This window comes from Micromonospora sp. WMMC264, assembly GCF_027497275.1.
In the GTDB taxonomy this organism is placed as follows: Bacteria; Actinomycetota; Actinomycetes; order Mycobacteriales; family Micromonosporaceae; genus Micromonospora; species Micromonospora chalcea.
Map to the genome: position 1 here is coordinate 6,286,516 of NZ_CP114907.1, position 12,295 is coordinate 6,298,810.

A 12,295-nucleotide genomic window follows, 5' to 3' on the forward strand; every position below is an offset into this window, starting at 1 on the left:
CCGGCCACGCCATGCGTTCATGATCGAGGGGGCTGCGCGTACCGCGAGCGGCTGACTACCATCCGGACATGGCCGAGCCCCTGCGTGACCGCGCACGCCGCGCGACCGGCTGGCGGCTCCGGATGAACGGGGACGAACGCCCCCACTTCGTGGTCTGCGGCTCCGATCCGCTCGCCTACTGGGTGGTCCGGTCGCTGCTCGCCACCGACAGCGCCGACGGGCGGGTGCGGGTCACGCTCGTGGTGCCGGCCCGCCGCCGGTCCGAGGGCCCGGACGGGCGGGACGTGCCGGGGGTACGGGTCGTCACCGCCGAACGGCTCGACGAGGCGGCGTTCCGCCGGGCCGGACTGGCCGGGGCGGCCGGGCTGGCGCTGCTGAACCAGGACGACGTGGGCAACATGCACGCCGCGCTCTGCGCCCAGGAGGTCGAGTCCCGGCTGCGCCTGGTGGTGCGCATGTTCAACACCAACCTGGCGGACGGGCTGCGCCAGCTCTTCCCCGACTCGGCGGTGCTCTCCGACGCCTCGATGGCCGCGCCCGCCTTCGTCGCCGCCGCGCTGGGCGAGGTGGCGCCGACCCACTTCCGGCACGCCGGGCGCACGCTGTACGTGGCGCGGCGCGACGACGTACGCCCCCAGGACGTGGTCTGCGGCCTGGCCGTCACCACGGACCCGGACCTGGTCCGGGTGCTTCCCGCCGACGAGGCCGCGGCCGACGTGGTGCTGGCCGAGGCGACCGGCCGGCCGGCGGGCACGGAGGTGGCCGCGCGGCGGCTGGTGCGGGCGCGGCGGCGACGGCAGCCGGCGGCGGTGCTGCTGCGCGCGGTCCGCCACTTCGCCACCCGCAAGATCGGCATCGCGGTGCTGGTGCTGCTCGGGGTGATCGCGGTGCTGGGCTGGCTCAACGCGCGGGCCGCCGACGTCAGCTGGAGCGAGGCGGTCTACCTGACGCTGGTCACCACGCTCACCGGCCAGGACCCGGACGTCAACAAGCCGGTCGCCGCCCAGGTCATGCAGGTGGTGCTCAACCTGGCCGGGCTGGCGCTGATCCCGCTGATCACCGCAGCGGTGGTCGACGGCGTCGTAAACGCCCGGCTGGCCCTGCACGCCGGCCGGGTCCAGCCGGACCGCTCCGGGCACGTGGTGCTGGTCGGGCTGGGCAACATCGGCACCCGGGTGATGGCCCAGCTGCACGACTTCGGCGTCGAGGTGGTGGCGATCGACAAGAACGCGGACGCGCGGGGCGCCGCGCTGGCGCACCGGCTGGGGGTGCCGCTGATCGTCGGCGACGCGGGCCGGGAGGAGACGCTGCGGTCCGCGTCCGTCGACACCTGCCAGGCGCTGGTGGTGGTCTCCACCGACGACGGGACGAACCTGCGTGCCGCGCTGATCGCCCGGTCGCTCGACCCGGACCTGCGGGTGGTGCTGCGGCTGTTCGACGGCGACTTCGCCGAGCGGATCCAGCAGGCGTTCGGCATCGGCATCTCGCGCAGTGTGTCCTATCTGGCCGCGCCGTCGTTCGCGGCGGCGCTGCTGGACCGCGCGGTCGTCGCCACCATCCCGGTCGACCGGCACGCGCTGCTGGTCACCGAGGTGCCGGTGGTGGCGGGCTCACCGCTGGACGGGCGTCCGCTGAGCGCGGTGGCCCGGCCCGGCGAGGTACGCCTGCTCGCGTACACCCGGCCGAACCAGAAAGCCGACTGGACGGCCGATCCGCGGATGGTGATCCAGGCCGGTGACCGGTTGACTGTGGTGGCCCGGCGGGCCGGGCTGACCGCGCTGCTGCGGGAGACCACGCCCGCGCCGCCGCCGGCGCCCGCCGGTCCACCCGCCGCGCGCCGCCCGGAGGAGTGACCGGCCGCGTCAGGCAGGTCGACGACGGCGGCGGACCGTGTACCCGAGCGCGCCGAGCGCGAGCACGCCGAACCCGGCGAGCACGCTCGGCAGCGGCAGGTTGACCGCCAGCACCAGGCAGCCGACCAGCCCCAGCGCGGCGAGCAGCCGGGCCGGGACACGCCGGGCCGGGTCCGGGCCGAGCGTCAGCGCCGCCGCGTTGGTGATCGCGTAGTAGACCAGCACGGTGCAGCTGGAGAAGCCGATCGCGCCCCGGACGTCGCCGACCGCGACGACGGCGATCACCACGGCGGCCACGGCCAGCTCGGCGCGGTGCGGCACCCGGTGGCGCGGGTGCACCGCCGCCAGCGCGCGCGGCAGGTCCCGGCGGCGGGCCATCGCCAGCGAGGTGCGGCCGACGCCCGCGAGCAGCGACAGCAGCACCCCGGTCACCGCTACCGCCGCGCCGGCCCGGACCAGCCAGGCCAGCCCCGGGTGCCCGGCGGCGGTCACCACCTCGACCAGTGGCGCGTCGGTGGACGCCAGCCGGTCGGCGCCCAGCACGCCGAGCGCGACCACCGCCAGCGTCAGGTAGATCGCCAGCACCGCGCCGAGCGCCAGCGGCACCGCGCGCGGGATGGTGCGCTCCGGGTCGCGTACCTCCTCGCCCAGCGTGGCGATCCGCGCGTACCCGGCGAACGCGAAGAACAGCAGCCCGGCGGCGGTGAGCACACCGCGTACCCCGAGGTCGGCGGGGGCGGTGAGCCGGTCGGCCGCCACCTGCGGGGCGCCGGTCACCGCCACCACGGCGAGCACTGTGAGCACCAGCGCGACCAGCACCCGGGTGGCGGCGGCGGTCTTGCCGATGCCGCGCAGGTTCACCACCGTCACCGCCACCACCGCGAGGACGGCGACGAGCCGCGCCCGCCCCGGCCACAGGTACGCCCCGACGGTCAGCGCCATGGCCGCGCAGCTCGCGGTCTTGCCGACCACGAAGCCCCAGCCGGCCAGGAAACCGGCGAACGGGTGCAGCCGTTCCCGGCCGTAGACGTAGGTGCCGCCGGACTCGGGGTAGCGGGCGGCGAGCCGGGCCGAGCTGGTGGCGTTGCAGTAGGCGATGAAGCCGGCGACCGCCAGCGCGACCAGCAGACCGACGCCGCCGGCTGCCGCCGCGGCGGGGGCGAAGACCACGAAGACGCCCGCGCCGAGCATCGAGCCGAGACCGATGACGACCGCGTCGGGTACGCCGAGTCGCCGCGCCAGTTGTTCCACACCGGCAGCCTAGGAGCGTGCGGTGAACAGCGGGTGCGGTCGCCCGGTCAGCCCGGCGCGGACCAGTCGACCGGCCGCCGCCAGTCGCCGAGCCGGCGCGGCAGCGGCAGGTCGTCCCAGGGCACCCGGCGCAGCAGTCGGTCCAGCAGCAGGCCGAGCAGCAGACCGGCGATCGAGTCGGTGAGCCAGTGCCAGCCCAGGTAGACGGTGGTGCAGAAGACCACCGCCGGGGGCACCACCCGGACCACGGTGACCAGCCGGGGCGGCACGGTCCGGCCGACCGTGCGCACGAGCGGGGCCAGTAGCAGGGCCAGCACGCCGTACCAGACGATCGCGTTGGCGACGTGCCCGGACGGGTACGACTGGGCGAAGCGGACCGGCAGGTCGTGCTGGAACAGCGGCAGCGTCTGCTCGGGCGACAGGAACGGCTCCTTGACCGAGGCGCTCGGCGCCGGCCGGGCCGTCCACACCTTCAGCGGCCCGATCGTGAAGAACGTCAGCACGAACGCGACCACCGGCGGCAGGATCGGCCGCACCGAGCGCAGCCGCAGCGCCAGCAGCACGCCCAGTCCGGCCGCGAGCAGCGTCAGCGGGGTGCCCTGGCCGAGCAGGTTGAGCGTCATCGCCACCCAGCGGGCGGCGGTCGGGCGGTGCTCGTCGGACCAGTCGGCGACCGCCCGGTCGAGCCCGAACAGGTGCCCGGAGGCGAGCGCCACGGTGATCGCCACCACTGACGCGAGCAGCAGCCCGTCGAACCACCACCCGGCCGGCCGGACCGGCCGCAGCCGCAGGTCACCGCGTACCCCTGAGGTCTGACGCACGCGACCACGCTACCGGCCGCCGACCGCGTCGGGGCGGCGCGGGCATCGGCGGCTGTGTGCCGAGCCACGAAGGGAAGCGCGGCGCGGGGGTGAGCGGTCACACTGGTTGCCGTGCGGATCACCTCGGCTCTCGTCGACCCGGCGCTGCTCGACCTCCCCTGGTCGACCCCGCTGGAGCAGTGGCCTGCCGAGCACCTGGTGGCGCTGCCGCAGGGCATCTCCCGGCACATCGTGCGGTTCGTCCGGCTCGGCGGGTACGTCTACGCGGTGAAGGAGACCGGCGAGCGGGTCGCCGAGCGCGAGTACGACCTGCTGCGGGCGCTGGAGCGAATCGACTTCCCGTCGGTGGAGGCCGTCGCCATCGTGGCCGACCGGCAGAGCGACGACGGCGAGCCACTGGACCCGGTGCTGATCACCCGCCACCTCCAGTTCTCCCTGCCCTACCGGGCGCTGTTCTCCCGCACGCTGCGGCCGGAGACCATGAACCGTCTGCTCGACGCGCTCGCGGTGCTGCTGGTCCGGATGCACCTGACCGGTTTCTTCTGGGGCGACTGCTCGCTGTCCAACACGCTGTTCCGGCGGGACGCGGGCGCGTTCGCCGCCTACCTGGTGGACGCGGAGACCGGCGCGCTGCACCCGTCGCTGTCCAACGGGCAGCGCGGCGAGGACCTGGAGATCGCCCGGGTCAACATCTTCGGCGAGGCGCTCGACCTGCAGGCCGCCGGCCTGCTGCACGAGTCGATCGACCCGGAGGTGGTCTGCGAGGAGGTCGTACGGCGCTACGAGCAGCTCTGGCACGAGATCACCTACGAGCAGCAGGTCGAGCGCGCCGCCCGGCACGACATCGAGCGCCGCATCCGCCGCCTCAACGAGCTGGGCTTCGACGTGGCCGAGGTGGCGATGTCCACTGTCGACAACGGGCGTTACCTGGTGCGGCCGAAGGTGGTCGACGTCGGCTACCACACCCGGCGGCTGCTGCGCCTCACCGGCCTGGACGCGGAGGAGAACCAGGCCCGCCGGCTCCTCAACGACCTGGACGCCTACCGGGTGGAGAGCGACCTGACCGACGAGCAGCAGGCGGCGCACCGCTGGCTGACCGAGGTCTTCGAGCCGGTGGTCCGGGCGGTGCCCGCGCACCTGCGCCGCAAGCTGGAGCCGCAGGAGCTGTTCGCCCAGATCATCGAGCACAAGTGGCTGCTCTCCGAGCAGGCCGGGCGGGACGTGGGGATGCGCCGGGCGGTGCAGTCGTACCTGGCGGACGTGCTGGTGCACCGGCCGGACGAGCAGGCGGTGCTCGGCGTCGAGGTGCCCACCGCCTGACCGCCGGGCGGGTCACTCCACCCAGTTGCCGCCGCGCATCACCCGCACCACGTTCAGGTCGTCGTCAAGCACCACCAGGTCGGCGCGCAGCCCGGCGACCAGCGCGCCGACCCGGTCGCCCAGGCCGATCGCGCGGGCCGGGGTGGTGGCGACCATGCGGCAGGCGTCCGGCAGGGCCACGCCCGCGCCGACCGCGTGCCGCAGCGCGGCGTCCATGGTGAGCGTGCTGCCGGCGATCGCGCCGTTGTGGGCGAGCCGGGCCTCCCCGCCGGCCACGGTGACCGCCTGGCCGCCCAGCTCGTACTCGCCGTCGGGCATGCCGGCGGCGGCCATCGCGTCGGTGATCAGCGCGGCCCGCTCCGGGCCGGCCACCGAGGTGGCGAAGCCGAGCATCCCGTCGTGCAGGTGCACCCCGTCGGCGACCAGCTCGCACACCACGTTCGGGGCCTCCAGCAGCGCCACCACCGGGCCGGGCTCACGGTGGTGCACCGGGCGCATCCCGTTGAACAGGTGGGTGCCGACCGTCGCGCCCGCGGCCACCGCCGCGCGGGTCTGCTCCCAGGTCGCGTCGGTGTGCCCGACCGCCGCCACCACGCCGTGCGACACCAGCAGCTCGATCGCCTTGGTGGCGCCGTCGCGTTCCGGCGCGAGCGTGACCATGCGTACCGCGCCGCCGCCCAGCTCGATCAGCTCGGTCAGCTCGGCCGTGGACGGGTCCCGCAGGAACTCCGGGTTCTGCGCGCCGCAGCGGTCGGCAGACAGGTACGGGCCCTCGAAGTGGATGCCGGCGAGCACGCCGGACTCGACCAGCGGGCGGTAGGCGGCGGTGGCGTCGCGCATCAGCTCGAACGGGGAACTGACCAGGCTGGCCAGCAGCGTGGTGGTGCCGTGCCCGAGATGGAACGCGGCGGCCTGCCGCGCCGCCTCCGGGTCGCCGGTGGTGAACGTGTGCCCGCCGCCGCCGTGGGTGTGCATGTCCACGAAGCCCGGCACGATCCAGTGCCCGTCGCGCACCGACGGATACTCGGCGACGGCGGTGATCCGCCCGTCCGCGATCTCCACGCAGCCCTGCCGGATGACGCCGGTCGGGGTCACCACCTTGCCGGTCACGCGCCGGGTCATCGACTCTCCTTCACCAGGGTGTCCAGGGCCAGCAGGGCGGCGCCGAGGCAGCCGGCCTCGTCGCCGAGGTCGGCCGCGACCAGGCGCGGTTCGCGATGGAACGTCAGCCGCTCGCGCAGCGCCGCCCGCAGCGGGTCGAACAGCCGGGCGCCGGCCTGGGCCAGCCCGCCGCCGAGCACCACTGTCGACACATCGTAGAGCGCCTGCCCGGTGGCCAGTCCGTCGGCGAGCGCCTCGACCGCGTCCTGCCACACCTCCACGGCGAGCGGTTCACCGGCCGCCGCGCGCTCGGCAACCTGGGCGGCGGTGGTGGGCGCGCCGGACAGCTCCGCGTACCGGCGTCCGATCGCCGAGGCCGACGACACCGCCTCCAGGCAGCCGGTCCGCCCGCAGCCGCAGCGCGGCCCACCGGGCCGTACCAGGATGTGGCCGATCTCCCCGGCGGCGCCGTGCGCGCCGGTGGCGGCCGACCCGTCGACCACGTGGGCGGCGGCGATGCCGGTGCCGATGGCGACGAACAGGACGTGGCCGGCGTCCCGCCCGGCCCCGAGGCGCGCCTCGGCCAGGCCGCCGGCACGCACGTCGTGGCCGAGCGCCGCGGGCAGTCCCAGCCGCGTGCCCGCCAGCTCCCGCAGGGGTACGTCCCGGAAGCCCACGTTCGCCGACCAGACCGCCACGCCGCGCGCCTCGTCGACCACTCCGGGTACGGCGATGCCGCAGGCCACCGGCGCACGGCCGTCGGCGCGGGCCTTGCCGGCCAGCCCTTCGGCCACGTCGAGGATCGTGCCGACCACCGCCTCCGGGCCGCGCTGCGCGCCGGTGTCGTGCCGTTCGGTGTGCACTGTCGTGCCGTCCGGCCGGACCAGGGCGCACTTCATCCCGGTGCCGCCCACGTCCAGCGCGACGACGACCTCGTCGCCTCCACTCACGCCGTGGGCTCGCTTCGCTCGCTCACGCCGTGCTGACTGGGCATGCGCTCACGGCCCTCGCTGCGCTCGGTGCGTTCGCTCATGCCAGGACCACGGACCGGGTCAGGTGGCGCGGCGCGTCCGGGTCGAGGCCACGGGTGGTCGCGAGCGCGACCGCGAAACGCTGGGCCAGGATCAGGTCGGCCATCGGGTCGACCGGGTTGCGCCCGGCCGCCCAGCTCGTCAGCACCGTGCGCCAGCCGTGCGTGCGGCTGTGCACGAACGCGGCGCCGGTGGCGGCCACGTCCTCCGGCAGGCCGTCCGGGATCTCGCCGAGCGCCCACACCAGCCGGCCGGGGGCGGCGACCGAGATCGGGCCGTGCCGGTAGTCCATCGCCGGGTACGCCTCGGCCCAGAACGTGGCCGCCTCGCGGCACTTCAGCGCGGCCTCCTGGGCCAGCCCGACGGTCCAGCCGCGGCCGAGGAAGGTGACCTGCTCGATGCCGGCCGGGTCGATCGGCAGCGGGGCCCGGACGGCCACCTCCGCGTCGGCGGCGAGCCGGCTGAGGTCCTCGCCGAGGTGGGCGCGCAGCAGCGCGAGCGCGGTGGTGGCGAAGCGGGTCTGCACCACCGACCGCTCGTCGGCGAAGGGGAGCGCGACAGTGGCGTCCGCGGACGCGACGGCGGCCGAGTCCGGGTCGCCGACGAGGACCGTGGTGGGGATCCGCCCGCGCAGCGCGGCGAGCAGGTCGAGCACCTCGGTGGTGGTGCCGGAGCGGGTGATCGCGATGAGCCGGTCGTAGTGGCGGCCGGTGGGGAACTCGCTGGCCTGGAAGGCGTCGGTCTCGCCGTGGCCGGCGGCCTCGCGCAGCCCGGCGTACGCCATGGCCATGAACCACGACGTGCCGCAACCGACCACCGCGACCCGCTCGCCGGGGCGCGGCAGGCGCTCGGCGACGGTCGGAGCGAGTCGCGCCGCCTCCCGCCAGCAGTCGGGCTGGCTCGCGATCTCCGCGTGCACGTACGCCATGACAACTCCTCGCCGGGAAAAACCCTTGCGCAATACGGCGCGATACTGCCGTCTTTCGCGCGTCATTCTGCGCGAAGCGGCGTGGTTGTGGCAACTGTCTCCAAGTTCGCGCAGCGAAGGCTTTTGCGCGGACTGAGTTTCGCGCACTAGTGTGCACGCAACCGATCACCGTTCACGCATAGTCAGGGAGGCCCCAGCGGTGGACCGCTACGCGCGCTGGAACGCGCTGCTGGAGATGCTGACCGACAGCGGCCGGGTCACCGTCGAGGAGGCGGCCGACCGGCTGGACGTCTCCCAGGCCACCATCCGGCGTGACTTCGACCAGCTCGCCCAGCAGCAGATGATCACCCGCACCCGGGGTGGCGCGGTCGCCAACGGCGTCTCCTACGACCTGCCGCTGCGCTACAAGACCGCGAAGCACTCGGCCGAGAAGCAGCGGATCGGCACGGCCGCCGCCGCCCTCGTCTCCCCGGGAACGGTGGTCGGCCTCAACGGCGGCACCACGAGCACCGAGGTCGCGCGGGCGCTGGCCGTACGCCCCGACCTCAACACCAGCGCGGAGGGCGCCCAGCTCACCGTGGTCACCAACGCGCTGAACATCGCCAACGAGCTGCTGGTGCGCTCGCGGATGAAGGTGGTGGTGGCCGGCGGCGTGGTCCGGCCCAAGTCGTTCGAGCTGGTCGGCCCGCTGGGCGGGGCGCTGCTGCGTGAGGTCACGCTTGACGTCGCGCTGCTCGGCGTGGACGCGATCGACCCGCAGCTCGGCGCCGCCGCGCACCACGAGGGGGAGGCGGCCATGAACAGTCTCATGGTCGCCCGCGCCAAGCGGGTCGTCGTGATAGCCGATTCCTCGAAGCTCGGTGGGCACGCGTTCGCCCGGATCTGCCCGGTGGACCGGGTCGAGACGCTGGTGACCGACTCCGGCGCGTCCCCGGACGTGGTGGCGGCGTTCCGCGAGGCCGGCGTCCACGTCGTCTGCGCCTGACGGCGCAAGGAAGGGACCCTTCTTAACGCCTGCGGTAGAGGAGGGGCCCCTTTTTAACGCGCCTCGACGCGCCTCGACACGCCGACACTGCATACCGGGTATTGCCATCCGGTGCATACCGCGTATGGTGTCGCTGACGCCTACTTATCGGGGGAGGTCAGCTGTGTCGGCTGTCCTGGAGATCGAAGGTCTCCGCAAGACGTACCGGAGCCGGAAGCGCGGGGTCCGCCACGCGCTCGACGGCTTCGACATGCGAGTGGAAGCCGGCCAGGTGCACGGCTTCCTCGGCCCGAACGGTTCGGGCAAGACCACCACGCTGCGTACGCTGCTCGGCCTGATCAAGCCGAACGGCGGCCGGATGGCGATCCTCGGTCAGGAGCTGCCGCACGCGCTGCCGGCCGTCGCCGGGCAGGTCGGCGCCATCGTGGAGAGTCCGCAGTTCTTCCCGCACTTCAGCGCGCGGGACACGCTGGGCCTGCTCGCCCAGGCGGGTGAGCTGCCCAAGCAGCGCGTGGACGAGGTGCTGGAGCTGGTCGGGCTGCGCGACCGGGCGGGTGAGCGGGTCAAGACCTACTCGCTCGGCATGAAGCAGCGCCTCGCGGTCGCGTCCGCGCTGCTCAAGAACCCCAAGCTGCTGATCCTCGACGAGCCGGCGAACGGCCTCGACCCGGGCGGCATCCGGGAGATGCGCGGGCTGATGCGGGAGCTGTCCGAGGCCGGGATGACTGTGGTGCTCTCCAGCCACATCCTGGGCGAGATCCAACTCATCTGCGACTCGGTCACCATCATCTCGCTCGGCCGCCGGGTCGCGTTCGGACCGGTCGACCAGGTGCTCGCGGCCCACTCCCAGGGCGCCGTGCGGGTACGCCTGGAGGCGGTCGACGACCTGCCCCAGGCCGCCGACGCGCTCAGCCGTGCCGGGGTCGGCGTGACCGCCGAGCCGGACCACCTGATGCTGTCCGGTGTGGACAAGCCGGCCACCGTCAGCCGCCTGCTCGCCGAGCAGGGCCTGTACGTCAGCGAGCTCACCCCGGTCGCCGTCGACCTGGAGAGCGTCTTCCTCGAACTGACCGCCACCGCGCCGGTCCCCGGCCAGCACCGTCAGGTCGATCAGTCCGCCAAGGTCGACCAGACCGGCACCGCAGGAGGTTGGGGCGCATGAGCCTGTTCGTCACCGAGCTGCGCCGGCTCGGCAAGCGCCGGCTGACCCGGCTGATGCTCGTCCTGCTGCTCGTCGGCCTGGCCACAGTGGCCACCGCGTTCAGCTTCTCCAGTCAGAAGCTCTCGCCGGACGTGGTGGCGGCGGCGGAGGCCGACTCCCGGGCCCAGTACCAGCAGGCGACGGAGGGGTGGAAGCGCAGGGTCGCCGCGTGCGAGGCCGCGCAGGCCCGCGGTGAGCAGACCGAGGAGGAGTACGGCCCGAACTGTGGCAAGGACTACGCGCCGCAGCCGGACATGTTCGACCCGAAGTGGAACCTGCCCTACCAGTTCGACTTCCGGGCCGAGTTCCCCATGTTCATCGCCGTGTTCGCCGCCTCCGTGGCGCTGTTCGGCTTCATCGTCGGCGCCTCCTTCGTGGGCGCCGAGTGGAACACCGGCGGGATGATGAACCTGCTGTTGTGGCGACCGAAGCGGCTGACCGTGCTGGGCACGAAGCTGGCCGCCCTGCTGACCACGGTGTTCGGCCTGACCGTGGTGCTCGGCGCGCTCTGGACGGCGGCGTTCTGGCTGATCGCCGGCCAGCGGGGCAGTACCGCGAAGATGACCGCCGGGGTGTGGCAGTCGATCGGGCTGGACGGGCTGCGCGCGCTGGGCATGACGCTCCTCGTGGCGGCGGTCGGGTTCGCGCTGGCCTCGCTGGGCCGGCACACGGCGATGGCGCTCGGCGCGGCGGTGGGCATCTTCGCGGTGAGTGAGATCGGCATCCGGATCGCGGTCGCCGTGCTCGGGGTGCAGTTCGGCGACCGGTACGTGCTCTCCACGTACGCCCAGTCGTGGTTCCTGAAGCAGGCGGAACTGTTCGACTACGACACCTGTCAGTTCTCCCAGGGCGCCTGCGAGCCGGCCACGTACGTGGTCACCTGGCAGCAGTCGGCTGTGGTGTTCGGCGTGGCCCTGGTGGGCGCGGTCGTGGCCGCGTTCTGGACGATGCGGCGGCGGGACATCGCCTGACCTGGTCCGCGCCGCCGGCTCCCCCCGGCGGCGCGGACCCCGCGTCCGATGCGGCCGGGGGCGGCCCTGGTTACGCTGGGGCTCCCCCGGCCGGCGCGCTCCGCGTGCCGGTCACCTGCCGTCGGAGAGGAGCGCCATGTCCGCCGACGCCTCGCAGCGGGCCGCCGTCGACCCGTCCGGCCCGGCAGCGGGTACGCGCCACGCGGGCGGGACGGTTCCGCCACCGCGCACCGCTCCGCCCGTCGAGTCCACCGCACCGTCGGAGCCGTCGGAGTCCGTCCGGCCCGGGTCGCCGCCCGTCGAGTCCACCGCGCCGGTCGAGCAGCCCGGTCCGGAAGCGGCGGATACGGGCGCCGCGGGCACGACGCCGGCCGGCCTCACCGAGCGGGAGCAGCGGATCCTCGCCTTCGAGGCGCAGTGGTGGAAGCACGCCGGAGCCAAGGAACAGGCCATCCGGGACACGTTCGGGCTCTCCGCGACCCGCTACTACCAGTTGCTCAACGCGCTGCTCGACCACCCGGCCGCGCTCGCCGCCGATCCGGTGCTGATCGGCCGGCTGCGCCGGCTGCGCTCGTCGCGGGCCCGCAACCGGCGGCGCTGACCCGCCTCACTTCTCGTACGTGCGCAGCCCGTTGCCGATGGCGAAGAACGTCGGCGCCCACTCGCCGATGAAGATGCCCCAGCGGTCCGCCCGCGCCACTCCGGCGCGCTCCATGTGCTTGGAGAGGAACCAGCTGGTGACCGAGAGGCCGATGCTGACGAACCCGGCGAGGTATGCGTGCTCCGCCCGGATGCCGCCCTCGTGCAACCGCTCCAACATCTCGAATCCCCCT

The 12,295-nt window shown here is 74.1% G+C and carries 12 protein-coding genes; 6 read left to right on the top strand and 6 right to left on the bottom strand.

Features of this window, described 5'->3' with window-relative positions:
- Positions 1–122: 122 nt before the first annotated feature.
- The gene (locus O7542_RS28050; protein WP_043330881.1) at positions 123–1,853 is read left to right on the top strand and encodes an NAD-binding protein; all 1,731 of its coding nucleotides are present in this window, start codon (positions 123–125) and stop codon (positions 1,851–1,853) included.
- A gap of 9 nt (positions 1,854–1,862) precedes the next feature.
- On the opposite strand, the gene O7542_RS28055 is transcribed toward O7542_RS28050, so the two are convergent.
- Together O7542_RS28055 and O7542_RS28060 are read right to left on the bottom strand one after the other, a co-directional pair.
- A complete protein-coding gene (locus O7542_RS28055; protein ID WP_140946392.1) occupies positions 1,863–3,104 on the bottom strand; it encodes an APC family permease in 1,242 nt (413 codons plus the stop codon).
- Positions 3,105–3,151: 47 nt separating this feature from the next.
- Positions 3,152–3,925 carry a phosphatase PAP2 family protein gene (locus O7542_RS28060; protein WP_069088731.1) on the bottom strand — a complete coding sequence of 258 codons (774 nt, stop codon included), beginning with the start codon at positions 3,923–3,925 and terminating at the stop codon, positions 3,152–3,154.
- Between the two features lie 111 nt (positions 3,926–4,036).
- Between O7542_RS28060 and O7542_RS28065 the strand changes: the two genes are divergently transcribed.
- Positions 4,037–5,245: a DUF4032 domain-containing protein gene (locus O7542_RS28065; protein ID WP_030502801.1), complete on the top strand. Its 1,209-nt coding sequence runs from the start codon at positions 4,037–4,039 to the stop codon at positions 5,243–5,245.
- Positions 5,246–5,257: 12 nt separating this feature from the next.
- On the opposite strand, the gene nagA is transcribed toward O7542_RS28065, so the two are convergent.
- The 3 genes from nagA to O7542_RS28080 all read right to left on the bottom strand — a co-directional run bounded on the left by nagA (position 5,258) and on the right by O7542_RS28080 (position 8,305).
- Positions 5,258–6,367 (bottom strand): N-acetylglucosamine-6-phosphate deacetylase, encoded by a 1,110-nt coding sequence (gene nagA / locus O7542_RS28070; RefSeq protein WP_281605428.1) that lies wholly within the window; start codon positions 6,365–6,367, stop codon positions 5,258–5,260.
- The gene (locus O7542_RS28075) at positions 6,364–7,296 is read right to left on the bottom strand and encodes an ROK family protein (protein ID WP_104113966.1); all 933 of its coding nucleotides are present in this window, start codon (positions 7,294–7,296) and stop codon (positions 6,364–6,366) included. The genes nagA and O7542_RS28075 overlap by 4 nt, the downstream gene beginning before the upstream one ends.
- Before the next feature lie 79 nt (positions 7,297–7,375).
- The gene (locus O7542_RS28080) at positions 7,376–8,305 is read right to left on the bottom strand and encodes a sugar isomerase (RefSeq protein ID WP_043327967.1); all 930 of its coding nucleotides are present in this window, start codon (positions 8,303–8,305) and stop codon (positions 7,376–7,378) included.
- 199 nt (positions 8,306–8,504) lie between these two features.
- On the opposite strand from O7542_RS28080, the gene O7542_RS28085 reads away from it, so the two are divergent.
- From O7542_RS28085 to O7542_RS28100, 4 genes are all read left to right on the top strand, one after another.
- The gene (locus O7542_RS28085; protein WP_043327968.1) at positions 8,505–9,290 is read left to right on the top strand and encodes a DeoR/GlpR family DNA-binding transcription regulator; all 786 of its coding nucleotides are present in this window, start codon (positions 8,505–8,507) and stop codon (positions 9,288–9,290) included.
- A gap of 163 nt (positions 9,291–9,453) precedes the next feature.
- Positions 9,454–10,452 (top strand): ATP-binding cassette domain-containing protein, encoded by a 999-nt coding sequence (locus tag O7542_RS28090; RefSeq protein ID WP_043327969.1) that lies wholly within the window; start codon positions 9,454–9,456, stop codon positions 10,450–10,452.
- Positions 10,449–11,462 carry an ABC transporter permease subunit gene (locus O7542_RS28095; protein ID WP_113973546.1) on the top strand — a complete coding sequence of 338 codons (1,014 nt, stop codon included), beginning with the start codon at positions 10,449–10,451 and terminating at the stop codon, positions 11,460–11,462. Before O7542_RS28090 ends, O7542_RS28095 begins: the two co-directional genes overlap by 4 nt.
- A 136-nt stretch (positions 11,463–11,598) precedes the next feature.
- The gene (locus tag O7542_RS28100; RefSeq protein ID WP_043327971.1) at positions 11,599–12,063 is read left to right on the top strand and encodes a DUF3263 domain-containing protein; all 465 of its coding nucleotides are present in this window, start codon (positions 11,599–11,601) and stop codon (positions 12,061–12,063) included.
- 6 nt (positions 12,064–12,069) lie between these two features.
- On the opposite strand, the gene O7542_RS28105 is transcribed toward O7542_RS28100, so the two are convergent.
- On the bottom strand, positions 12,070–12,282 hold the full coding sequence (locus O7542_RS28105) for a hypothetical protein (RefSeq protein ID WP_013288875.1): 213 nt from the start codon (positions 12,280–12,282) through the stop codon (positions 12,070–12,072).
- Positions 12,283–12,295: the final 13 nt, after the last annotated feature.